Origin of the sequence: Campylobacter sp. W0066.2 (assembly GCF_024723515.1) — a bacterium.
In the GTDB taxonomy this organism is placed as follows: domain Bacteria; phylum Campylobacterota; class Campylobacteria; order Campylobacterales; family Campylobacteraceae; genus Campylobacter_D.
This window is the reverse complement of the sequence record NZ_JANQCV010000008.1, coordinates 1-21,905: the sequence shown is the minus strand read 5'-3', so window position 1 is coordinate 21,905 and position 21,905 is coordinate 1. Positions and strand designations below refer to the sequence as shown.

The following is a 21,905-nucleotide window of genomic DNA, read 5'->3' as shown; positions in this document are numbered from 1 at the left end:
AAACCTTATATATGGTTTGCTTTAAACTCACTCAATGCTTTAGCTAGTTTTTCTTCTAAATCTTTATCTAAAGCTTTTTTAGTTCTAATTTGCTCAAAAATTTCTGGATACTTAGCCTCAATAAATGGATATAAAGCTGCTTCAAATTCTCCAATTTTCGAAACTGTAACATCATCTAAATAACCTTTAGTGCCTGCAAAAATAATCACAACTTGATTTTCTGGTGAAAGAGGAGAATATGGAGGTTGCTTTAAAACTTCAACCATTCTTTGTCCACGCTCAAGTTGTTTTCTACTAGCTTCATCCAAATCACTTGCAAATTGCGCAAAAGCTTGCAATTCTCTATACTGAGCTAAATCAAGTCTTAATGTACCTGAAACTTGTTTTGTTGCTTTAATTTGCGCAGCACCACCAACACGAGATACAGATAAACCAACATTAATCGCAGGACGAATACCTGAGTTAAATAAATCTGTTTCTAAGAAAATTTGACCATCTGTAATTGAAATAACATTGGTTGGAATATAAGCTGAAACATCCCCTGCTTGAGTTTCAATAATAGGAAGCGCAGTCAAGCTTCCCGCGCCAAGCTCATCGCTTAACTTACTTGCTCTTTCAAGCAATCTTGAATGTAGATAGAACACATCACCAGGATAAGCCTCACGACCTGGAGGACGACGTAAAATCAAAGACATTTCACGGTATGCAACAGCATGTTTACTTAAATCATCATAAACGATCAATGCATGTCTTGAATTATCTCTAAAATATTCACCCATAGTTACCCCAGCATATGGCGCAAGATACTGTAACGCAGCAGGATCTGATGCACCCGCATTCACCACTATAGTATAATCCATTGCACCATATTCTTCAAGCTTTTTAACTACTTGAGCTACAGTACTTTGTTTTTGACCAATTGCAACATAAATACAAATAACATCCTTACCTTTTTGACTAATAATTGTATCAATTGCCACAGTTGTTTTACCTGTTTGTCTATCACCGATGATTAACTCTCTTTGTCCTCTACCGATTGGAACTAAAGCATCAATCGCCTTAATACCTGTGTGCAATGGCTCATGAACGCTTTTTCTAGCCATAATACCTTTTGCTTTTTCTTCTACAAAACGATATTCACTCGCTTCAATTACGCCTTTAGCATCAATTGGCTCACCCAAAGCATTTACAACACGCCCTATCAACGCATCTCCAACTGGAACTTTTAAAAGTTTTTTTAATCTTTTTACAGAACTTCCTTCTTTAAGTCCAAGTCCTTTACCTAAGATAACAATACCAACACTTGATTCTTCAAGGTTAAGAACCATTCCTTTTTCGCCATTTTCAAATTCAACCATCTCTCCAGCCATAACATTTTTAAGGCCATATACCTTAGCAACACCATCGGCAACTGAAATAATTTTACCAGTTTCTTCTATTTCAAGATTAAAGTCAAATTTTTCAATTCTTTCTTTTATAATAGAACTAATTTCATCTGCTTTAAATTTCATCAAATCTCCTTAAATTGCTTTTAATATATAATCATTCATCTTAGCTTTTAAGCTTTGCATTGAAAATGAAATTTCATACCCAAGTCCGTCTAAGCTAATTTTCACACTGTCATTATCACTTATTTTACTATCTAATCTAATTTTTGCATTAAATTTAAGACTAAGTTTTTCCTCTAAATTTTTAATTTCTTCTGCGCTTAATTTTTCCTTTGAGTAAACTTGTCCTAAAAATGTATTTTCTTTTGATGCTTTTTGTTCACTTAATTCTTTAGTGATTTCTGGGATTAACATCTCCCTTTTATTATCTACGATTAAATTTATAAAATTTTTAAAAGCATCACTCGGATTATCTAATAAAGAAAGTATAAATTCTAGTTTTTTTCCTTGTTTTACCTCATAAGAATTTAAAACATCTATAAATTTATTAGATGCAAAAGCTGAACTTAACTCTAATAAATTAGAATAAAAATATTCAAAATCATTTCTTTCTAATATCGCCTTTGCATAAGTTTTTGCAATCACACTTTCCATCAAGACACCTTTTTCATCATGATATTTAGAATTTCTTTTTGCTGAAGTTGTAAATTTTGATCTTCAAAAATCTCTGCTAAAACCGCTTGCACAACTTCTTTTTCCATTCTTCTTATTTCGTATTCTTTATGTTCTTCATAAGTTTTTTCTAAAGCCTTAATTTCCATTTTTGTTTCAGCTTCTATTTTATCTGTGATAATTTCCGCCTCTTTTTTTGCAAGAGCTACTGCATTGATTGCTTCTTGTTTAGCTAAGTCTAGTTTTTTCATCATTTCTAATTTATGATTTTTACTCGCAATAAGTTTTTCTTGAATTTCATTCATTCTAGAAGCAATTTTTGCAATTCTACCATTGTAAAAATTTTTCAAAGGAGTTGCAATAAAATAGTACAAAATAGCGACAAATAAAACAAAATTAACCGCTCTTGGAATAATATCATATTCGCCACTTCCATTACCTGCTGCAAAAGCATAAAAAGGAAGTACCGATAATAATGTAATTTTTTTCAACATTTATCTTCCTTAAATTTTACTCAAGCTATCTTTAAAGCTTTGTTTAAATTCTGGCATTTTTAAACGCATTTCTTCTTTTAACTCTTTTTCTTTTTCTCTTAAACTTTTAAGAAAAACAAGCATTTGATCTTCTAATTCTCTTTTTCTTGTTGATAATTCTTTTTCTTGTTTTATTTTAGCTTCTTCTATTGCTTTTGATTTAATTTGATTGATTTCATCTCTTGTTTGAATATGAATTTTTTCTAATTCACTTTCTACATTTGAAACATCATCAGAATTTTTTTTCATTTTTTCTTCATCATTTTTTATAGTTAAATCCCTAGAATCCATAAATTTAATCAAAGGTTTATAGAGCATATAATTTAAAATCGCTATCATAAGCAAAAAAATGACACCAGTGGCTATCATGATGGAAAAATGTACATCATTAAACATTAATACTCCTAAATAAATCTAAATAAAACGCGAAATTATAGCAAAATATACCTAAAAACATATTTAATTTAATGTCTTTAGAAATTCCCTAACCTCATCTTCATTTTCAAAATTTATAGTAATTTTTAAATCTTTTGCATTTACTTTTAAGCCTAAAGATTCAATTTTTTCTTTTAAATTTATTATAGATTGATATTGTTTGTTTGAAGTTGTGTTTTTTTCTAATTGATTTGTATTTTTAAAATTTTTAATTAGCTTTTCTGTATCTCTTACATTGAGCTTTTGTCCTATGATGGTATCAACTATCATTTTTTCTTCTTCTTTTTCAAGCCCCACTAAAACCTTTGCATGACCTTGTGAAATTTTACCTTCTATAATAAAATTTTGCGTTTGCTCATTTAAATTTAAAAGTCTTAAGGTATTAGCAATTTGAGGTCTTGATTTATGGATAAGATCTGCTAATTTTTCTTGAGTGATATCATGAATTTCTAACAACTCTTTATAAGAATGCGCTAGCTCTATAGGATTTAAATTTTCTCTTTGAATATTTTCTATTAAAGCAAGCTCACGTAATTTTATATCATCTACATTTAAAACTACAGCTTTAATCTGTTCTTTTTCTAAAAGCTTACATGCTCTAAATCTTCTCTCACCTGCTATTAAAATATAATCAAATTCATCTTTTTTAAAAACCACAACAGGCTGAATCAAACCATATTCTTTAATAGAACCTGCAAGTTCTTCTAAAGCTTGGGTATCAAAATTTTTTCTTGGTTGATAAGGGTTTGGGCTAATTAAATCTATATCAATTTCTTCTATTCTACCTTCATTAGAGCCTAATTCTTTTTCATAAACCTCATCAATATCAGCCAAAATACTACTTAAACCTCTTCCTAATGCACTTTTTTTTGCCATTTTTTATCCTAATATAGAATGTGCTAAATTTTGATATGCCACCGAACCCGGAGATTTTATATCATAAAGTATAATAGGCTTTCCATAGCTTGGACTTTCAGCAAGTTTTACATTTCTTGGTATGATGATGAAATCATCTTCATTATCACCTGTTCTAAATAGCTTTTGTTTGAAATTTTGCTTTAAATCTTCCACAGTATCTTTTGAAAGATTATTTTGTGAGCTATACATAGTTGGTAAAAAGCCTTTTATTTTTAGTTTTGGATTGATAGTTTTTTTTACAAATTTAATAGTGTTTAAAACCATCGCAACACCCTCAAGTGCATAAAACTCACATTGTATAGGGATGATAACACTATCGCTTGCTGCAAAAGCATTTACCGTAATGCTTCCAAGTGCAGGGGGTGAGTCAATGATAATAAAATCATAATCTTTGGCAATTTCTTTGATTTTTTCTCTTAAAATTGTTCTATATTCTCCGCTTTCTTTTACTACCTCTTGTTCAATTCCAACCAAAGAAATATTTGATGGAGCTAAGTATAATTGCGGAAGCTCGGTTTTTAAAATGATTTCAGAAAGTTTTTTCCTACCTATAAAAACATGATAAATATTATACTCATAATTACTTCTATTAAAACCAAGTCCTGTTGTAGCATTAGCTTGTGGATCAATATCTATCAAAAGAACCTTTTTTTCAGCTACTGCCAAAGAAGCCGCTAGATTAATAGCGGTAGTAGTTTTACCCACCCCGCCTTTTTGATTTGCAATAGTTATTATCTCACTCATCTTAAACTATATATCCTTTTATTATCTAACAATATAGAACCATCTTTATACAACAAAGCATCTTTTAAAGATAAAATCTTACCTTCATTATGTATAAAAAAAATTCTTGATTTTTCAAATTCTAGCATATACTTGCTAAAAATATTCTTCCATAAAATTTTCTCACCTACATAAGAAAAATACTCATTTAAAAGTTTTGTTATATCCACTTCTATGTCTAAAATTTCAGCATTAAATGGAGCATATTTAAGATTAATCCCCATTCCTACAACCAAAAAATCATTGATTTTAGAACTCATCAATCCGCCTATTTTTTTATCTTCTATATAAAAATCATTAGGCCATTTAATCCACACTTTTGAATTTTGTCTTTGCAATACTTCTTTCATTAAAAATGCAAAATATATACTAGCAGAAGCTAAAGGAAGATCTTGTGCTAATTCTTGAGTTTTTATGCAAAAAGATACATGCAAATTTCCTTGCTTACTTTGCCAAGTATTATCCCTACTACCTATACCAGCGCTTTGGATAAAAGCACAAATGGCTGTATTGTTAGCAATCTCTCCACTGCGAATTTTATCACTTAAATAAACTTGAGTTGATTCAAGTTCATCAAAATAAACTATCTTCAAGCTTTAACCTTTTTCCATTTAAATAAGTCTTAGCATCTAAAGCTTTTTTTCCACTTTCTTGTAAAGTTTTAATCCTTAAAATACCTTTTGTACATGAAAGCATAAAGCTTTCCTTTTCTACTTGTAAAATCACACCTGATTTTTGATTTTTTTCACTATCAACTAATTCTATATCTAAAAATTTCAAACCATTTTCTAAAAAAATTCCAGGCCAAGGTGTAAAAGCTAAAAATTTTTGATAGATTTCACTTGCATTATCCAAATTAATCAACCCATCTTCTTTTTTGATTTTTTTACAATGTGTAACTAAATTTTCATCTTGCTTTTTTGGGATAATTTTTTCAAAATTCAAAAGCGTAGAAATAGTAAGTTTAGCTGCTAAATTTGAAAGCATGATAAAAACCTCAGCTGAATTTTTACCTTCTATATCACATTCTATGCTTTCTAAGATTGCACCACTATCAAGCCCTTCTTCCATAAGCATAGTACAAACCCCGCTCATTTTATCCCCATTTAAAATAGCACTTTGTATAGGCGAAGCCCCACGATATTTAGGAAGCAAGGAAGCATGTAAATTGATACAAGGAGCGATATCTAAAATTTCTTTTGGTAAAATCTTCCCATAAGCAGCAACAACTATAAAGTCAGGTTTTAAGCTTTTTATTTCATTGATTATGTTTTCATCTTTTAAGCTTTTTGGAGTGAAAATTTCTATATTTAAATTATTTTCTAAAACAAATTTTTTAGTATCACTTGGAGTTAAAATTTGCTTTCTTCCCACAGGTTTATCAGGCTGGGTAAATAAAGCTTGGACATTAAACCCTTTATCAACAAGCTCTTTTAAAATACATGTTGCATAAGAGGGAGTTCCCATAAAAATGATATTTTTCATAGTGCCACTATCCTTTTTTGATAAGTTTTTATAGCTTTTTGATATGAAAGCTCAAGATAATCTTTAAAAATTTCAAAATTTTTTCTTGAAGGATTGTTAATACAAATATATCCCATATAAGCATAAATTGGATGAGGCATGATAAGATCAAGCATAGAAAAATCATAATTTAAACTAACAATCTCACCCTTTAAAGCTTTTTTATGTTTTTGATCAAAAAGATTTTGATAATCTTGATCATAAAGAGAGCAACTTAGACGAAACACACCTTCTCTATTTAAATTTGAAGCTTTATCATTTATGCCATCATTTTCTTTAATAGTACAAAAATAAACTCCGTTTTTTAAAACCTTATCAGGATTATAAAAAAAGCTATGTTCTTTATAGGTAAATTTATATACCAAACCTTTAAAATTGGACTTGATATATTCTTGGATAAAATCTATAGTTAAATTTTCACTCATCAAAGATTATTTTGATTTCTAATTTTTTTAACTTCTTCTAAAAGCATAAATTTAAGCTCTTTAAGTCCAGTTTTTTCAAGGCTTGATACTTTAATAAAAAAACTTTGTGGATTATTTTGACTTTGTAAATAAGCTTTTAACTCATTATAATCATCTTCCATTTTTTGTGCAAATTCTTCGCCTAAATTTACACTATCACTTTTTGAAAGCATTAAGCCAAAATTTCTTGCATAAAGCTTGCTTGAAAATTTTTCTAATTCTTTTCTTAAAATACAAAATTGCTCTTTTAAACTCATTTCTCTTAATGGATCAAGCACAAAAAGCAAAAAAGAAGTTCTTTCTATGTGTCTTAAAAACTCAAGTCCCAAACCCCTACCATCGCTTGCACCTTCTATAATACCTGGGATATCTGCCATTACAAAAGAATTATAATCATCTACTTCAACCATACCAAGTTTTGGAGTTAGTGTAGTAAATTCATAATTAGCTATTTCAGGTCTTGCATTAGATACTACGCTTATAAGAGTGGATTTTCCTACATTTGGAAAGCCTACAAGCCCAACATCTGCTATGAGTTTTAGCTCTAAACGCACACTTAAGGTTTTTCCTGCCACACCTGGTTGGGCATAATCTGGGCGTTGATTAGTAGAGTTTTTAAAGTGAGTATTACCAAGACCACCTTTACCGCCTTTTAAAAAGAGTTCTTTTTGGCCTTCTACTAGCATATCAAGCAAAACCTCTCCACTTTGTGCGTCAATTACTTGAGTGCCTTGAGGAACAATCAACTCTAAACTCTCCCCTCTTTTACCATTTTTATTACGACCTAAACCCGGTTGGCCATTTTGTGCTTTAAGTTCTTTTTTGCCTTTAAAATGCGCTAGGGTATGGGTATTGTTATCACATATAAAATACACATCGCCACCATTTCCACCATCACCACCATCAGGCCCACCAAGTGGAACGTGTTTTTCACGGCGAAAACTTACAGCACCTTTACCACCATTACCCGAACTTAAAACTAATTTTACATTATCTATAAACATACAATCACCAAAGTATAAATTTTTAAAATGATATTATATTTTTTTTAATATATTAAGACTAAAAAGAAGAAAAAGGCTACAAAGTAGCCTTTAAATTATGCAGGATAAACAGAAACTTTTTTTCTATTTTTATCTTTTCTTTCAAATTTTACAAAACCATCAATTAAAGCAAAAATTGTATGATCTTTTCCCATGCCTACGTTATTACCTGCATGAGTTGCTGTTCCTCTTTGGCGAATGATGATATTACCAGCGCGAACAAATTCTCCACCAAATTTTTTAACACCTAGACGACGACCTATAGAATCACGATTATTCTGAGTTGAACCTTGACCTTTCTTGTGTGCCATTCTTTACTCCTTAAGCTTTAATATCTACTACTCTAACGCGAGTAAATTGTCTTCTAAAACCGCGTTTTAATTTTGAGTCTTTTCTGCGTCTTTTTTTATAAATCACAACTTTTTTGTCTTTTCCATGAGCAATCACTTCTAAAACAACTTTTGCACCCGCAACAAACGGCGCACCTACCTTTAATTCTTTATCGCATACAGCAAGAACCTCACTTACTTCTACGCTTGATTTTGCTTCAGCTTCAAAACGATCTAGTTTAAGCTCATCACCTTGGCTTACTCTGTATTGTTTTCCACTGTGTTTTATAATAGCATACATACAGCTATCCTTTCTTAAAATATTTTGGTAGCACCATAAAGCATTATGTATAAACATAAATTTAGAAAGCTTTAGTGGTTAAAAGCGGTAATTATATCTTGATTTTATATAAAGTAAGCTTAAGACGCAAAAAAGCGTCTTAAGATTTAAACTAAAGCTCTGGTTTTGAAGTTTTTTCAGTAGCTTTTGGAAGTTGAGGATAAGTAATGCTTGGTTTTTTACCTGTTAGAGCATGTAAGAAAGTTTCTATAGAAGCTGCCTCTTTGTCAGAAATTTCTATGCCAAGTTGTACACTACCCATTTCTTTAATCGCATCTTGTAAAGAACAAATAGCGCCATTATGGAAGTATAGAGCTGTTTCGGCAATATTTCTTAAAGTTGGAGTTTTAACTAAACCATTTGCATCACCTTTAAAATCACCTACATTTGCAAATTTATATTTAGCTGCCACTTGGAAAGCTTGCATGCTACCACCTAAATTTACTCCTGTATGACAAGCTGTACAGCCTTTATCGATGAAAGTTTTTAAACCTTCTTTTTCTTTTTTACTTAAAGCTTTTGTATCACCTTCTAAGAATTTATCAAATTTAGATGGAGTTAAAAGTGTTCTTTCAAATGTAGCAATAGCATCTGCTATATTATCAAAAGTTACCCCAATTACCATATATTTTTTTAAATTCTTTAACATATTCTGGCATAGAAGAAATTTTTTCTACTGCTAATTTAGCAGGAGTTACCATTTCAGGCTCTGCTTTAATTGGTCCTTTTGCTTGATCTGCTAAAGTACCTGCTCTACCATCCCAAAATTGAGTTGAATTTAAAACAGAGTTATAAACTGTTGGCGAATTTAAATAATGAGGATTAGCAGTCCATTTGTGTCCTACAGCTGTGCTATACCATCAGCACCACCCATACCTAAATTATGACAGGTATTACAAGAAATCAAACCACTTTTAGAAAGTCTTGGTTCAAAATACAGCTTTTTACCAAGATTAGCTTTTTCTTTAGAAAACTTGCTAGCTTTAACGCCCATTTCTTTTAATAGTTTTTCAACGCCTGCTTGATCCTTTGGCAAAGGTGCTAAACCTGCTGCTTTTGCTTCATCAAGAAAAGCTTTATCGTTAGCAAAAGCAGTTGATGCAACTAATAATGAAATTTTTTTCATTATTCACTCCTAAATAAGATAAAATAAATCCTATTTAAAATAAACTTATTGAAAATATATCTATAATTTTCTTTAAATAAAATAAAAAATTTCTATTTAAAAATAAAAATTATTATAGGATAAAATATCTCTTAAATATTTATTTCAGAGTTTTTTGCTATCATTATTATAAATCTTTATAGAATTAGGATAGAAAGTAAATGGAAAATTTAATAATTTATCTTTTAGCTTATCTTATAGGTGCTATACCTTTTGGTCTTTTACTAGCTCAAATTTTTGCCAAAACAAATATCAAAAATGCAGGCAGTAAAAGCATAGGTGCTACCAATGTTTTAAGAGTAGTAAAAGAAAGCGATCCTAAGCTTGCCAAAACACTTGCTGTTGCAACAATTGTCTTAGATGCACTTAAAGGAATTGCACCTATATTAGTAGCAAAAATTTTAGGCTATGATGAAAATATCTTATGGACTATGGCGGTTTTAGCAGTATTTGGCCATTGTTTTTCTCCTTATTTAAAATTTGAAGGTGGCAAAGGAGTAGCTACTGGAGCTGGGGTTTTAGCAGTATTTTTACCTTTTGAGATTATATGTGCACTTTTGGCTTGGTTTATTATAGGTAAGGTATTTAAAATTTCAAGCTTAGCCTCACTTGGAGCTTTAATTGTTTTAATTGCAACTTCTTTTATATTTCATTATGATATGCCTGTGATTAATACCCATGCGCCGATATTTATCATCGCTTTTATAGTAGTTTATAAACACATACCAAATATTTTAAGGCTTATTGGAAAACAAGAATGCAAAGTCATATAAAAGTTAGCTTAGAATTTAAATGCATTATAGGGCTTTTGGATTTTGAAAGAATTCAAGAGCAAAAAGTCCTAATAGAATTAGAAGCTAAAAGTAAGAAATTTTTAGATTATGCAAAATTATGCACTAGAATAGAAAAAATCTATAAAAAGAAAAAATTTAAAACTATAGAAAAATCTTTAAAATATATATGCAAAGATATCAAAAAACATCATAAAAAACTTCAATTTATAAATATTACTTGTTATAAGCCCGATATCATAAAAAATGCGTGCGTTGGAGCTAGTTTAAGCAAAAAATATTAAAAATTTTTTAAAGAATTTTGAACATTTGCTTAATTTGTGTTATACTTTTGCACTAAAACTATCTTCAAAGGAATAAAATGCGTATTTTAGTTGTAGAAGATGAAGCATCGCTTAATAAAACTTTATCAAACACTTTAAATGAGTTTGGCTATCAAAGCGACACTTCAGAAAATTTTAAAGACGCTGAGTATTTTATAGGTATTAGACATTATGATTTAGTATTATCAAATTGGACTATAGGCAATAATGATGCAAGCGATTTGATCAATGCTATCAAACAAAAATCTCCAAGAACTGCTATAGTAACAATGTGTACAAAAGCAGATAAAGAAAATGAAATCAAAGCTTTAAAAGCTGGAGCAGATGATTATATAAAAAAACCTTTGGATTTTGAAATTTTAATGGCAAGAATCGAAGCTAGACTTAGATTTGGCGGGACAAATGTGATTAAGATTGATGATTTAGTGATTGATCCTGATGAAGAAAAAATCACTTATCAAGGAAAAGACATAGAGTTAAAAGGAAAGCCTTTTGAAGTTTTAACTCACCTTGCTAGACACTCTGATCAAATCGTATCAAAAGAACAACTTTTAGATGCTATTTGGGAAGAACCTGAACTTGTAACTCCAAATGTTATAGAAGTTGCAATCAATCAAATAAGACAAAAAATGGATAAACCTCTTAATATTTCCACTATAGAAACTGTGCGCCGCAGAGGATATCGCTTTTGTTTTCCTAAAAAAACTAACTAAAAAATTTTTAGAATGATTTGATCATTCTAAAAATTAAATATTTTTATCTCTTTTTAAATTAGCTATAAGTTTTTATATAGTATAAGTTTGCTTTATTATCAATAAAAGGAAAAGTATGTCACTTTTAATCACTAGAGAATGTATATCCTGTGATGCATGCAGAGAAGAATGCCCAGATGAAGCAATTTATGATAATGATCCAATCTATGTCATAGATCCTGATTTATGTACTGAATGTGTGAATGAATTTTCAGAACCAGCCTGTATAGTGGCCTGTCCAGTAGATTGTATCATACCTGATCCTGATAATGTAGAAAGTATTGATGAGCTTCGCTTAAAACATAAAAGTAAAGATATTTAATGGCTAAAAAAACAGCAGTAATTGATCTTGGTTCTAACTCCGTTCGTATGGTTGTTTTTGAAAGAACCTCAAGATATGGTTTTTTCATTTGTAGTGAACACAAAAAGAAAGTAAGACTTGGAGAAAATGCTTATAATAACAACAAAATCCTCCAAGAAGAAGCCATGCTTAAGGCTGAGAAAGCTTTGGCTTACTTTAAAGAAAAAGCTATAAAAGAAAAATGTAGAAAAATTATTGCTGTTGGAACTTCTGCACTAAGAGATGCGCCTAATGCAAAAGACTTTATTGCCAGAATAGCAAAAAATGTGGGTTTAAATATAAAATGCATTAATGGTAAAACAGAATCATTTTTAGGTGGTCTTGCTGCGTTAAATTTACTATCAAATATTCAAAATGCCACCACCATAGACATAGGTGGAGGATCAACCGAGCTTTGCTTGATTAAAGAAGGTAGAATTATAGATTGCATTTCGCTTGATCTAGGAACTGTAAGATTAAAAGAGATTTTTTATGATACTAAAAGATTAAACGCTCTAGATCAATTCATACAAGAAGCTCTAATGCAAGTTCCAAAACATTTTCAAGGTGAAAATATTATTGCCATAGGTGGAAGCTTAAGAGCATTGTCAAATTCTATAATGAAAAAAAATTCCTATCCTTTAAAAATAATCCATAATTTCAGCTACAGCTTTGAAAAAGAAAAAAATTATATAGAAAAAATTCAAAATGCAAAAAATTTAACAGATTTTGATATCAAAAAAGATCGCTTTGATACTATAAAAGAAGGTTGTGTTATATTTTTAGCCTTAGCTAAAAAACTCAAAGCTAAAAATATCATCACTTCTGCAGTAGGTGTCAGAGAAGGCGTGTTTTTATCTAATCTTTTTCAAAAATACGCCAAAATAAAAAACGACACTAATGACTTTTCGCAATTTAATGCCAAATTTCCGCCAAATTTCAACCCAAGTTTAAAATCCTTACAAGATCGCTTTGGTGTTGATTATAAAGATAAAAGTGCTTATTTTGCAAGTAAATTATTTGATGTGCTTTCACCTCTTCACAAAATAAGTTCAGATTTTAAAAAAGATCTTTTAAGCGCTGCTAAATTAGCCCATATAGGTGAAAAAATTAATTTTTATTTTGCTAATGAACATAGCGCCTATATGGCAATGAGTGGCTTAAACTTTGGCTTTTCACACAAAAAAATTTTGCTTATTGTAACTCTTTTAAAAGCCAATGGTAAAAAAATAAACCCCCTTGCCATAGAACATGTTAAAGAATTATTACCAAATAACCATATATTAGCTTGGCTTAATTTTATTCTAGCACTAGCAAAAAAACTTGCCAAAGATAGTGATGAAAATCTTGATTTTACATTAAAAAATCATACCTTATATATTTATTCAACAAAAAAACAAATTTATTTTTCAAGAGAAGAAATCAAAAAAATTTCAAAGCCAAAACTTATTGTTTTAGCTTTTAATCAATCTAATTAAGCATTTTGTTTTAAAAGTAAATTTTGCAATCTTTGTTTATTTTCTTCAAAATAAGAATCAAAGTCTTTTTCTTTTGGTTTTTGGGATGTTATGTTTTGTTCCTCGTTTTTCATCATAGCTTCACTTGTTTCTAATACCACATTAGAATTTCCTATGATCATAGTATAGCGTTTTAAGCCATACTCAAAGACTACAAGTTGGTTATGTCTATCAAGCGGTCTTTGAAAAATCAAAGTAAAATTTCTATCTAAAGGATGTTTTTGCCTTAAATACATTTTTAAAAACCAAAGTCCAACAAGCAAAAGTATCAAAACACTTACAACTAAAATATAATTTGTAAAATCATACTCTTGCATTTTTATCTCCTCATTTTTTTCTTCTAAGCTATTTTTAGTTGCTAAATTCATACCTTCTTTTTGAGCGCGTAGTCTTAATCCATACTCACCAATCGTATCTGCATTAATTTGTATCTTATCGCCAACACTTAAGGCTATAAAAGTTTTTTTACCTTCTGAAAAAATTTTTATTTTTTTAATAATGCTAGAATTTAACGTCTTATCTTCTTCTTTAATACTTTGAGCATTTAGTGTAAAGATAATAATATCGCCTTTTCTCTTTTGACTAATGCCTTCTTTATAAGGAATATCAAATGAAAAAGTAATATCCACCCTATCTTCTCTAGGATAGATATTATAATCAAGAATTTTTGCCCCAAAAAGAGGCAAAGCAAGTAGTAAAATCCAAATAAATTTCATTGCAATTCTTTTTTAAAATACTGCAATACTGATTTAGAATCTAAAATCTCATTAATTCTTATGGCAAGGTTTTTTTCATACACCATCACCTCACCTTTACCAAAAATTCTTTTATTCAAGTAAAGCTCCACACTTTCGCCTGCTGGCTTTTCAAGATCTATCACAGAACCAACTTCTAGCTTTAAGAGTTCTCTCACACTCATATTAGTCGTGCCAAGCTCACTAACAAAATCAACACTAATATCTAAAATATCTTCATAAGATTGTAATAATCCTAAATGATCTTCTATCATATTTTTTTATAACCTATTCTAAAGGAAGCATTTTTTACTTCATAAGTAAATTTTTCTTTGAGTTTAATTTTTGAAAATCCATCAATACGCCCTAAATACTCAGGAACACCTAAATGATACTCATCTTTTCCATTAGTATCATTAAGTAGCTTTTTAGCATAGCCTATGATTTGATTAGCCACTTCTTTAACTAAATCTGCCAATCCGTCTTCTTTTAATTCTTCATGCAATAAAAATTGTGCAATTTCATTTAAAGCTTGTTTTTGAAAAAACAAATAAAAACTATATTCCTCATCTTTAAAATACAAAGGTATAGAAGCCCCATAAAGTTCGCCTCTAATCACGCTTTTTTGTGAAATTTTTAATTTTAGAATATGCTCAAAAAAATGATAAATCGAATACTCAAGTGTTTTAGTCATAGCTTTTCCTTAATAAACTTATAATAAATTTATTTTACTAAATAAACCTTTAATCATAATTAATAATTAAAATATAAAATACTATAATTTTGATTTGCTAAAAGGCTTTTAATGTTTATAGAAAATTTTAATTTAGATGAAAAAGTTTTTATCATTGCCGAGCTTTCAGCCAACCATGCAAACAGCCTTGAAGTGGCTTTAAAAACCATACAAGCAGCTAAAAAAGCAGGGGCTGATGCTATAAAAATTCAAACCTACACTCCAGATAGTCTAACACTAAATTCAAACAAAAAAGATTTTATTATCGAAGGTGGTTTGTGGCATGGACGCAAACTATACGAATTATACGAAGAGGCTAAAACGCCTTATGAGTGGCATGAAAAACTTTTTGAATGTGCCAAAAATGAAGGACTAATCTGCTTTTCTAGTCCTTTCTCTAAAAAGGATGTGAATTTTTTAAAACAATTTAATCCCCCAGCTTATAAAATCGCTTCTTTTGAGGTAAATGATTATGATTTTGTGCATTATGTGGCAAAAGAAAACAAACCTACTTTGGTTTCTACGGGTATAGCTTATGAAGAAGAGCTTGAAATGGTTGTTAAAATTTTCCAAGAAGAAAACAACCCAAATCTAATTTTGCTTAAATGCACTTCGGCTTATCCTTCACAAATTTGTGATTTAAATCTAAACGCCATCAAAACTTTACAAGAAAAATTTAAAACCATAGTAGGCTTAAGCGATCATAGTGAAGGTTTTTTAGCACCTACTTTAGCAGTAGCTCTTGGAGCAAAAGTCATAGAAAAACATTTTATATTAGATAAAAGCTTAAATAGTGCTGATGCTAAATTTAGTCTTGATTTTGACGAATTTAAGCAAATGTGTTCCATGGTACGCTTGAGCAAACAAGCATTAGGCAAATCTAGCTTAACAATAGATGATAAAACCTTAAAAAATCGTCATTTTGCAAGAAGCTTATATGCGAGTAAAGATATAAAAAAAGGTGAAATTTTTACACAAGATAATGTAAAAAGCATAAGACCAAGCCTAGGCTTACATCCTAAATTTTTACCTATCATACTTGGCAAAAAAGCAAGTTATGATATAGAATTTGGACAAGCGTTAAAAAAAGAAGATTTTTTGGAGTAATTATGCAAGAAAATATTTTTAATAAAAATTTAAAAGCTCTAAATAATAAAGATTTAAAAGAAAAACTAACAAATTTCAAGCAAAATAATTTTAAAATAAAACAAGGATCTGATCCTTTAGATATTAATTTTATTCATCATAAAAGAGAACAAGCGTTATATAATAATACACTTGATGAGTTAAACGAAAAAATAAATCTATACAATGATAGATATTTATTATATCCAATATTATATTTTTTTGGTTTTGGCAACGGAATTTTGTATAAAATTCTCTTGCAAAACAAAAATAGACAAAAAATTGTTATTTTTGAAAAAGAAATAGAATTTATTTATCTGAGTTTTCATCTTTTAGATTTTAGTAAAGAGTTAAAAGACTGTCGACTAATTATTTTAGATATAAACAATATAAACTATACACATTTTCAAATTTTATGCAATAGCTCGCCGTTTTTTAATTTCTTAAGAACTTATTTTTTAGATATCCATTGTGATTATTATGAAAAATTTCACAATGACATTTTAAAAACAAACGAAACTATGCAAACTTATATAAAAAAATCTATTTTAAAATTTGGCAATTCTTCAAAAGATGCTTTAAAAGGTATAGAAAATTTTATTTATAACCTACCAGATCTTTTTTTAAATCATTCTTTTAAAGAATTATTATCAAAACGAAAAAATACCTACCAAAACGCTATTATAGTTTCAACGGGTCCTTCTTTAATCAAACAACTCCCTCTGCTTAAAAAATATGCAAATAAAGCAACTATCTTTTGCGCTGATAGTGCTTATCCTATACTAGCAAAACATAATATAAAACCTGATTATGTTTTATCTTTAGAGAGAATAGAAAAAACAAGTGAATTTTTTAATAATGATTTTGGATATTTTGATAAAGATATATTATTCATCTTAACTGAAATTGTATATAAAAACACCCCTAAATATTTAAAAGAAAACAATAGGGATTTTATTTTTATACAAAAAATAGGTGATTTTAGTAAACTTTTTCATTTAAAAGACCTGGGTAGCTTAATAAATACTCCAAGCGTGGCAAATATGGCTTATATTTCATAGCATCTTGCTTACAACACAAAAATATCATTTTAATAGGACAAGATCTAGCTTATAGTGATGATGGATTTTCACATCCTCAAGATTATCATTATAAGGCAGACTGCGAAAGTCATTATGATCGTATTCAAACCCTAGGCTATGGCGGACAAAACATGGTTAAAACACACGAAATATGGATGGTATTTAAGCATTATTTAGAAGAAGCTATTGCTGATAATAAAAAACAAAATATCCAAACCTATAATGCCACTGAAGGTGGAGCCAGGATAGAAGGAACCATAGAAAAACCTTTTAAAGAGCTTTGCAAAACTTTATTTGAAAACACTACGCCAAAATCATTCATACAACTTGACAAAATCGGCCAGAATAAAAAAAACGAACTCATGCTTAAATCATTTTATAAAACACAACAAGCCATTAAACTTTGTGAATTTTTACACAAAGAAAATTTATACATACTCAATCGTATTTGTTTTTTAATGAGTGATGAAAAAAATTTTATTAGTTTAATACAAGAAATAGAAAATTATAAAATAAAACTTATCAAAGTAGATATTTTAAAAGAGCTAACAAGCGCTATTAGTGTTCAATTTGAGCTTAATTTAGCAAGAATTCAAGTGCTTAACCCTAAAACACAAGAAGATAATTTTAACAAAATGCTTCTTTGGATTAAAGAATACTTATCTTTTATTGAAATTATTAACGAACATATTATTGCATTAAAAATAACCTTAGAAACAAATATATTAAATTTAGAAAATTTTCTGATCAAAAATAACTTTGAAAAATATGTAAATAAAATAAAAGCAACAAAACTACAAAGCTGTTGATTAATATAAAGTACATTCAATATAATTTTGTTATAATTAAAATAAAAATGGATATTAATGAATAAAGAATTATTTTTAAAAAACACTCAAGCTCTTTTTGAAGTTGATCAAATATTAGCTTATGAATTAAGAAAATTAACTAACACTCAACGGTTTCAACTTATAGAAAATAAAATTTTTGATACACACAATCAAACACTTTTAGACGAAAATCATTCTTTTGATTTTGAAAAATTTGAGCTATATCCAGTATTGTTTTTTTATGGCTTTGGTGATGGAAAATTTTTCTTAGAACTTTTAAAAAATCAACACTTAAAGCACATCGTAATCTTTGAAGATGAATTAGAAATTTTATATTTAGCCTTTCATATGATTGATTTTTCTGCATTTTTAAGAAAGGAAAAATTGATTTTATTTTTTACACCAAATATTAACACCGCTCAAATCAAAGTTTTATTTAATTATCCAAACATCAAACATACATTAAAAATTTTTAACTTTCATTTTTATAATGAATTTTACACCAATTTTTACTCATCTAACGCCCAAAATATAATGCAAACTTTACTAAATATAATCAAAACACTCATGCTCACTCGAGGAAATGACCCAAAAGATGCTTTAATAGGAATAAAACATAATGTTATAAACCTGGAAAAAATCATCACCCACACCCCTTTTAAAAGTCTAATAAAAGACAGAAAAGCAAAGGCAAAAAACGCTATAATAGTTTCAACAGGCCCTTCTTTAATCAAACAACTTCCTCTTTTAAAAAAATACCAAGAAAATGCTGTTATTTTTAGTGCTGATAGCTCTTATGCGATTTTAGCAAAAGAAGGAATCAAACCTGATTATGTTTTTTCGCTAGAAAGAGTAGACTTTACAAGTGAATTTTTTAATAATGATTTTGGAGATTTTGATAAAGATATATTATTCATAATTGCTTCTTTAACTCATCCTAAAACCATAGAGTATTTAGAAAAAAATAATAGAAATTATATACTTGTTTTAAGACCTTTATTTTTTGAAAGCAAGCTTGGCTTAAATGAGTATGGCTTTTTAGGAAATGCTATGAGTGTTGCCAATATGGCTTATGAACTTGCTGGTGCTTTAAGATTTGAAAATATCATTTTAATAGGACAAGATCTAGCCTATAGTGATGATGGCAAATCACACCCAAAAGAGCATCTATATGGTGATCAAGGAGATGAGGAAGTAGTCTATAAGGAAATAACTGCTTATGGTGGCAACGGAAAGGTTAAAACACAACTCACTTGGTATTTGTTTTTAAAAAGTTTTGAAAAAGATATTGCTCTTGTAAAAAATATCCTAAATATAAAAACATACAATGCTACAGAAGGTGGAGCTAGGATAGAAGGAACCATAGAAAAGCCTTTTAAAGAAGTTTGTGAAGAAATGCTAAAAGAAAAAATTGACAAAAACATCGCTTTAACAAAACCAAAAAATCCACAAAAAAAAATCAAACAATGTAAAGAAAAACTTATCAAACAAACAAAACAATGCGAAATATTTATTAATGAATGCAAAAAAGCTATTAAAGAAAAAAACTTGGAAAAATTAGAAAAACTGAGATTAAAGCTACCAAAAAGTGATTTTTTTTCAGATATTGTGCAAGCCAGGTGTTTTCAAAACGAATGTGAGGTTTTAAAATACAAAGTTACGAAAGTTAAAGATTTAGAATTTTTCTTAGCTCAGCAAATTGACTTTTTTGAGGAAATCATTTTATACCTAGAAAAATACAATGAGACTATTAAGGAAAATCTTGATAATAAATAACCAACATATTTATTTTTTTATTTTTTAAGCAAAACACTACGCTATTTTTATTTGAAAAAATGACGATTTTCTTTAAGTGAAAGGGTAATATGAAAACAGAAATTTTTAAAAAAAATATCAAAGCTTTAAAAGGAAGTGAACACCAGAGCTTAAAAAGAAAATTAGGTAAAATCAAAGAAGCAAAAGATTATATTTATGTTTTTGATAAAGATCCTTTAAACTGCAATATTTGTTATAAAAATTTGAAAAATATATATAAAAATCCACTAAAAGAATTACAAGAGCAAATAGAAATTTTTAATAAAAAATACCTAAGATACCCTGTGTTATTTTTTTATGGTTTAGGTAATGGAATTTTTTATAAAAATTTATTGACTAATAAAACACATGAAAGGGTTATTGTTTATGAAAAAGACATAGAGCTTATATTTTTAGTCTTTAATATGATTGATTTTTCTAAAGAGCTTTTAGAAGGAAGATTGATTGTCGTTCATACTAAAGAATTAAACTATGTTAAAGCGGATTTAATTTGTAGTTTACTAGGTTTATTTTTAAGAACTTATGATTTGCATATTCACTCATATTTTTACGAAGATCAAAAAAAAGAAATTCAATACATCAACACCTTAAATTCCAAAGTAATCAAAAATATAGCCTTACGAAAAGGAAATGACCCAGTAGATGCTATGCAAGGAGTGGAGCAATTTGTTTTAAACTTACCCAAAATGCTAACACACCCAAGCTTTAAAGAGTTAAAACAAAAAAGAAGTCGTAAAAGCAAAAATGCCATATTAGTAGCTACAGGACCATCACTACAAAAACAACTTCCTTTACTTAAAAAATATGCAAATAAAGCAACTATCTTTTGTGCTGATAGTGCTTATCCTATCTTAGCAAAAGCAGGTATAAAACCTGATTATGTTTGTATGCTTGAAAGAGATGATATAGTAGCTAAATGTTTTGATAATAATTTTGGTGATTTTGATAAAGATATAACTTTTATTTTAGCTTCTTTAGTCTATCAAGATAGTATTAATTTTTTAGAAAAAAATAAAAGAAAATATGTTTTAGTTTCTAGAGCCTATGCGTTTGCCTATTCTTTAGGGTTGCATGATTTTGGTTATGTTAGTGGAGGGATGAGTGTTGCTCATTTAAATTATGAGTTAGCTCAATCATTAGGGCATGAAAATATCATTTTAATAGGACAAGACTTAGCCTATGCTAATAATGGCAAAACACACAGCGATGGCTTTTTACATGAAAGTTATCATGAAGGAGATTTTGAACGCGATCATGGTAAATATGAAACCCTAGCATATGGTGGAAAAGGCTATGTGCAAAGCTCTGAAATATGGCTTATTTTTAAACAAATTTTTGAAAATTTATTCCACAAACAAACAAAAGTAAAAATTTATAATGCTACAGAGGGTGGAGCTAGAATAGAAGGAACCATAGAAAAACCTTTTAAAGAACTTTGCAAAAATTTACTTACTAATGAAATCAAAAAACCTTTTCCAAAAGTTCAAAAACCAAAACGCAAAGATAGTAATGAACTTATGTTACAAGCTTATAAAAAAATCAAACAACACATCAAAGCAAGTAATAAATTTTTTAAAGAGTGTAAAAGAATACACAAAGCACTTAATAATCAAAGTAAAATCCGCTACACTCCTCAAGAATTAAGTGCTCAAATAGACACTCTCAAAGCAACACTAGAAAGTCAAAAATATATTTTTTTAAGAGAAGTTATCTCTCCTTCTTTGTTCCACTTAGAAAGTACTATTTCTCAAATTTATGTTACTCCTATACATAATGAAAGTGATAAACAAAACAAACTTACAGCTTGGATACTAGCACATAAAACTTGGCTTGAAGACATTGCAGAATTAACCTTGATTCAAGAAAAAGCTTTGAAGATAGCTATCATGCCTTTGCAAGATATCTTAGAAAAAAGAAATTTAATATAAAGTGGGTAAAAAACCCACTTTGGATTTATTGTAAAAGTTTTAGAACATTTTGTTGTACAGCATTAGCCTGACTCATAGCATAAGAGCCACTTTGAGCTAAGATGTTATACTTAGAAAAGTTTGCACTTTCTGCTGCAAAGTCTACATCTCTGATGTTTGATTCAGCTGATTTGATATTTACTTGAGTTACGCTGATGTTATTAAGTGTTGCAGTAATTTGATTTTGCACCGCACCAATGTCAGCTCTGATAGCATCAAGATTTGCTGTAGCAGTTTCAACTATATCCATAACAGCCATTGCACCTTTAAGCGTAGTAACACCTGGAGCTTGATCATTTGCC

26 protein-coding genes and 1 pseudogene are annotated in these 21,905 nt (G+C 29.0%); 10 read left to right on the top strand and 17 right to left on the bottom strand.

Features of this window, described 5'->3' with window-relative positions:
• Positions 1 to 5 precede the first annotated feature (5 nt).
• The 13 genes and pseudogenes from atpA to CAMP18498_RS04635 form a co-directional block, all read right to left on the bottom strand.
• The gene (atpA, locus tag CAMP18498_RS04695; RefSeq protein ID WP_337197804.1) at positions 6 to 1,511 is read right to left on the bottom strand and encodes a F0F1 ATP synthase subunit alpha; all 1,506 of its coding nucleotides are present in this window, start codon (positions 1,509 to 1,511) and stop codon (positions 6 to 8) included.
• A gap of 9 nt (positions 1,512 to 1,520) precedes the next feature.
• Positions 1,521 to 2,042, bottom strand: coding sequence for a F0F1 ATP synthase subunit delta (locus tag CAMP18498_RS04690; RefSeq protein ID WP_337197803.1), 522 nt, complete (start codon positions 2,040 to 2,042; stop codon positions 1,521 to 1,523).
• A complete protein-coding gene (locus CAMP18498_RS04685; RefSeq protein WP_337197802.1) occupies positions 2,042 to 2,554 on the bottom strand; it encodes a F0F1 ATP synthase subunit B in 513 nt (170 codons plus the stop codon). Before CAMP18498_RS04685 ends, CAMP18498_RS04690 begins: the two co-directional genes overlap by 1 nt.
• 9 nt (positions 2,555 to 2,563) lie before the next feature.
• The gene (locus tag CAMP18498_RS04680) at positions 2,564 to 2,989 is read right to left on the bottom strand and encodes a FoF1 ATP synthase subunit B' (RefSeq protein WP_337197801.1); all 426 of its coding nucleotides are present in this window, start codon (positions 2,987 to 2,989) and stop codon (positions 2,564 to 2,566) included.
• Positions 2,990 to 3,052: 63 nt separating this feature from the next.
• A complete protein-coding gene (locus tag CAMP18498_RS04675; RefSeq protein ID WP_087685083.1) occupies positions 3,053 to 3,904 on the bottom strand; it encodes a ParB/RepB/Spo0J family partition protein in 852 nt (283 codons plus the stop codon).
• Positions 3,905 to 3,907: 3 nt separating this feature from the next.
• Positions 3,908 to 4,690 carry a ParA family protein gene (locus CAMP18498_RS04670; protein WP_012660935.1) on the bottom strand — a complete coding sequence of 261 codons (783 nt, stop codon included), beginning with the start codon at positions 4,688 to 4,690 and terminating at the stop codon, positions 3,908 to 3,910.
• On the bottom strand, positions 4,687 to 5,322 hold the full coding sequence (locus CAMP18498_RS04665; RefSeq protein ID WP_337197800.1) for a biotin--[acetyl-CoA-carboxylase] ligase: 636 nt from the start codon (positions 5,320 to 5,322) through the stop codon (positions 4,687 to 4,689). The genes CAMP18498_RS04670 and CAMP18498_RS04665 overlap by 4 nt, the downstream gene beginning before the upstream one ends.
• Entirely contained in the window at positions 5,303 to 6,214 is a 912-nt protein-coding gene (fmt, locus tag CAMP18498_RS04660; protein ID WP_337197799.1) for a methionyl-tRNA formyltransferase, read from the bottom strand. Before fmt ends, CAMP18498_RS04665 begins: the two co-directional genes overlap by 20 nt.
• Entirely contained in the window at positions 6,211 to 6,678 is a 468-nt protein-coding gene (locus CAMP18498_RS04655) for a DUF6194 family protein (RefSeq protein ID WP_337197798.1), read from the bottom strand. Before CAMP18498_RS04655 ends, fmt begins: the two co-directional genes overlap by 4 nt.
• Positions 6,678 to 7,721, bottom strand: coding sequence for a GTPase ObgE (gene obgE / locus CAMP18498_RS04650; protein WP_337197797.1), 1,044 nt, complete (start codon positions 7,719 to 7,721; stop codon positions 6,678 to 6,680). Before obgE ends, CAMP18498_RS04655 begins: the two co-directional genes overlap by 1 nt.
• A 95-nt stretch (positions 7,722 to 7,816) precedes the next feature.
• A complete protein-coding gene (gene rpmA, locus CAMP18498_RS04645) occupies positions 7,817 to 8,071 on the bottom strand; it encodes a 50S ribosomal protein L27 (RefSeq protein ID WP_002862355.1) in 255 nt (84 codons plus the stop codon).
• Between the two features lie 10 nt (positions 8,072 to 8,081).
• Positions 8,082 to 8,390, bottom strand: coding sequence for a 50S ribosomal protein L21 (gene rplU / locus CAMP18498_RS04640; RefSeq protein ID WP_039617324.1), 309 nt, complete (start codon positions 8,388 to 8,390; stop codon positions 8,082 to 8,084).
• 151 nt (positions 8,391 to 8,541) lie between these two features.
• Positions 8,542 to 9,555 (bottom strand): annotated as a pseudogene (locus CAMP18498_RS04635) (cytochrome-c peroxidase).
• Positions 9,556 to 9,755: 200 nt separating this feature from the next.
• On the opposite strand from CAMP18498_RS04635, the gene plsY reads away from it, so the two are divergent.
• From plsY to CAMP18498_RS04610, 5 genes are all read left to right on the top strand, one after another.
• A complete protein-coding gene (gene plsY, locus CAMP18498_RS04630; protein WP_263678371.1) occupies positions 9,756 to 10,367 on the top strand; it encodes a glycerol-3-phosphate 1-O-acyltransferase PlsY in 612 nt (203 codons plus the stop codon).
• Positions 10,352 to 10,669 (top strand): dihydroneopterin aldolase, encoded by a 318-nt coding sequence (locus tag CAMP18498_RS04625; RefSeq protein ID WP_173787072.1) that lies wholly within the window; start codon positions 10,352 to 10,354, stop codon positions 10,667 to 10,669. Before plsY ends, CAMP18498_RS04625 begins: the two co-directional genes overlap by 16 nt.
• A gap of 77 nt (positions 10,670 to 10,746) precedes the next feature.
• Positions 10,747 to 11,421 carry a homeostatic response regulator transcription factor HsrA gene (hsrA, locus tag CAMP18498_RS04620; protein ID WP_039667907.1) on the top strand — a complete coding sequence of 225 codons (675 nt, stop codon included), beginning with the start codon at positions 10,747 to 10,749 and terminating at the stop codon, positions 11,419 to 11,421.
• 115 nt (positions 11,422 to 11,536) lie between these two features.
• Positions 11,537 to 11,782 (top strand): YfhL family 4Fe-4S dicluster ferredoxin, encoded by a 246-nt coding sequence (locus CAMP18498_RS04615; protein WP_337197796.1) that lies wholly within the window; start codon positions 11,537 to 11,539, stop codon positions 11,780 to 11,782.
• On the top strand, positions 11,782 to 13,278 hold the full coding sequence (locus CAMP18498_RS04610) for a Ppx/GppA phosphatase family protein (RefSeq protein WP_337197795.1): 1,497 nt from the start codon (positions 11,782 to 11,784) through the stop codon (positions 13,276 to 13,278). The genes CAMP18498_RS04615 and CAMP18498_RS04610 overlap by 1 nt, the downstream gene beginning before the upstream one ends.
• Here the strand turns inward: CAMP18498_RS04610 and CAMP18498_RS04605 are convergent.
• Genes CAMP18498_RS04605 through CAMP18498_RS04595 form a run of 3 tightly spaced genes read right to left on the bottom strand, consistent with a single transcriptional unit; the run spans position 13,275 to position 14,745 of the window.
• Positions 13,275 to 14,033 (bottom strand): hypothetical protein, encoded by a 759-nt coding sequence (locus CAMP18498_RS04605; RefSeq protein ID WP_337197794.1) that lies wholly within the window; start codon positions 14,031 to 14,033, stop codon positions 13,275 to 13,277. The two genes, CAMP18498_RS04610 and CAMP18498_RS04605, sit on opposite strands and share 4 nt — an antisense overlap.
• Positions 14,030 to 14,326 carry a flagellar motor switch protein FliN gene (gene fliN, locus CAMP18498_RS04600; protein WP_012660919.1) on the bottom strand — a complete coding sequence of 99 codons (297 nt, stop codon included), beginning with the start codon at positions 14,324 to 14,326 and terminating at the stop codon, positions 14,030 to 14,032. The genes CAMP18498_RS04605 and fliN overlap by 4 nt, the downstream gene beginning before the upstream one ends.
• Entirely contained in the window at positions 14,323 to 14,745 is a 423-nt protein-coding gene (locus CAMP18498_RS04595; protein WP_337197793.1) for a hypothetical protein, read from the bottom strand. Before CAMP18498_RS04595 ends, fliN begins: the two co-directional genes overlap by 4 nt.
• Before the next feature lie 111 nt (positions 14,746 to 14,856).
• Here CAMP18498_RS04595 and pseI point away from each other — a divergent pair, with 111 nt between their 5' ends.
• The 5 genes from pseI to CAMP18498_RS04570 all read left to right on the top strand — a co-directional run bounded on the left by pseI (position 14,857) and on the right by CAMP18498_RS04570 (position 21,564).
• Positions 14,857 to 15,891 carry a pseudaminic acid synthase gene (gene pseI, locus CAMP18498_RS04590; protein WP_337197792.1) on the top strand — a complete coding sequence of 345 codons (1,035 nt, stop codon included), beginning with the start codon at positions 14,857 to 14,859 and terminating at the stop codon, positions 15,889 to 15,891.
• A gap of 2 nt (positions 15,892 to 15,893) precedes the next feature.
• The gene (locus CAMP18498_RS04585) at positions 15,894 to 16,970 is read left to right on the top strand and encodes a motility associated factor glycosyltransferase family protein (RefSeq protein WP_337197791.1); all 1,077 of its coding nucleotides are present in this window, start codon (positions 15,894 to 15,896) and stop codon (positions 16,968 to 16,970) included.
• A gap of 152 nt (positions 16,971 to 17,122) precedes the next feature.
• The gene (locus tag CAMP18498_RS04580; protein ID WP_337197790.1) at positions 17,123 to 17,800 is read left to right on the top strand and encodes a hypothetical protein; all 678 of its coding nucleotides are present in this window, start codon (positions 17,123 to 17,125) and stop codon (positions 17,798 to 17,800) included.
• Between the two features lie 57 nt (positions 17,801 to 17,857).
• Positions 17,858 to 19,597: a motility associated factor glycosyltransferase family protein gene (locus CAMP18498_RS04575; protein ID WP_337197789.1), complete on the top strand. Its 1,740-nt coding sequence runs from the start codon at positions 17,858 to 17,860 to the stop codon at positions 19,595 to 19,597.
• A gap of 89 nt (positions 19,598 to 19,686) precedes the next feature.
• Positions 19,687 to 21,564 carry a motility associated factor glycosyltransferase family protein gene (locus CAMP18498_RS04570; protein ID WP_337197788.1) on the top strand — a complete coding sequence of 626 codons (1,878 nt, stop codon included), beginning with the start codon at positions 19,687 to 19,689 and terminating at the stop codon, positions 21,562 to 21,564.
• Positions 21,565 to 21,589: 25 nt separating this feature from the next.
• On the opposite strand, the gene CAMP18498_RS04565 is transcribed toward CAMP18498_RS04570, so the two are convergent.
• Positions 21,590 to 21,905 (bottom strand): flagellin (locus CAMP18498_RS04565; protein WP_337197787.1); only part of this gene is annotated, 316 nt, incomplete at its 5' end.

Coding starts and splice junctions, on each gene's coding strand:
- CAMP18498_RS04655 (WP_337197798.1), bottom strand. CDS start 6,678: ATGAGTGAAAATTTAACTATAGATTTTATCCAAGAATATATCAAGTCC.
- CAMP18498_RS04690 (WP_337197803.1), bottom strand. CDS start 2,042: ATGGAAAGTGTGATTGCAAAAACTTATGCAAAGGCGATATTAGAAAGA.
- CAMP18498_RS04675 (WP_087685083.1), bottom strand. CDS start 3,904: ATGGCAAAAAAAAGTGCATTAGGAAGAGGTTTAAGTAGTATTTTGGCT.
- CAMP18498_RS04670 (WP_012660935.1), bottom strand. CDS start 4,690: ATGAGTGAGATAATAACTATTGCAAATCAAAAAGGCGGGGTGGGTAAA.
- fmt (WP_337197799.1), bottom strand. CDS start 6,214: ATGAAAAATATCATTTTTATGGGAACTCCCTCTTATGCAACATGTATT.
- hsrA (WP_039667907.1), top strand. CDS start 10,747: ATGCGTATTTTAGTTGTAGAAGATGAAGCATCGCTTAATAAAACTTTA.
- rpmA (WP_002862355.1), bottom strand. CDS start 8,071: ATGGCACACAAGAAAGGTCAAGGTTCAACTCAGAATAATCGTGATTCT.
- CAMP18498_RS04605 (WP_337197794.1), bottom strand. CDS start 14,033: ATGAAATTTATTTGGATTTTACTACTTGCTTTGCCTCTTTTTGGGGCA.
- CAMP18498_RS04575 (WP_337197789.1), top strand. CDS start 17,858: ATGAATAAAGAATTATTTTTAAAAAACACTCAAGCTCTTTTTGAAGTT.
- obgE (WP_337197797.1), bottom strand. CDS start 7,721: ATGTTTATAGATAATGTAAAATTAGTTTTAAGTTCGGGTAATGGTGGT.
- CAMP18498_RS04570 (WP_337197788.1), top strand. CDS start 19,687: ATGAAAACAGAAATTTTTAAAAAAAATATCAAAGCTTTAAAAGGAAGT.
- pseI (WP_337197792.1), top strand. CDS start 14,857: ATGTTTATAGAAAATTTTAATTTAGATGAAAAAGTTTTTATCATTGCC.
- CAMP18498_RS04610 (WP_337197795.1), top strand. CDS start 11,782: ATGGCTAAAAAAACAGCAGTAATTGATCTTGGTTCTAACTCCGTTCGT.
- CAMP18498_RS04585 (WP_337197791.1), top strand. CDS start 15,894: ATGCAAGAAAATATTTTTAATAAAAATTTAAAAGCTCTAAATAATAAA.
- fliN (WP_012660919.1), bottom strand. CDS start 14,326: ATGATAGAAGATCATTTAGGATTATTACAATCTTATGAAGATATTTTA.
- CAMP18498_RS04685 (WP_337197802.1), bottom strand. CDS start 2,554: ATGTTGAAAAAAATTACATTATTATCGGTACTTCCTTTTTATGCTTTT.
- CAMP18498_RS04580 (WP_337197790.1), top strand. CDS start 17,123: ATGGTTAAAACACACGAAATATGGATGGTATTTAAGCATTATTTAGAA.
- CAMP18498_RS04625 (WP_173787072.1), top strand. CDS start 10,352: ATGCAAAGTCATATAAAAGTTAGCTTAGAATTTAAATGCATTATAGGG.
- CAMP18498_RS04680 (WP_337197801.1), bottom strand. CDS start 2,989: ATGTTTAATGATGTACATTTTTCCATCATGATAGCCACTGGTGTCATT.
- atpA (WP_337197804.1), bottom strand. CDS start 1,511: ATGAAATTTAAAGCAGATGAAATTAGTTCTATTATAAAAGAAAGAATT.
- rplU (WP_039617324.1), bottom strand. CDS start 8,390: ATGTATGCTATTATAAAACACAGTGGAAAACAATACAGAGTAAGCCAA.
- CAMP18498_RS04595 (WP_337197793.1), bottom strand. CDS start 14,745: ATGACTAAAACACTTGAGTATTCGATTTATCATTTTTTTGAGCATATT.
- CAMP18498_RS04615 (WP_337197796.1), top strand. CDS start 11,537: ATGTCACTTTTAATCACTAGAGAATGTATATCCTGTGATGCATGCAGA.
- plsY (WP_263678371.1), top strand. CDS start 9,756: ATGGAAAATTTAATAATTTATCTTTTAGCTTATCTTATAGGTGCTATA.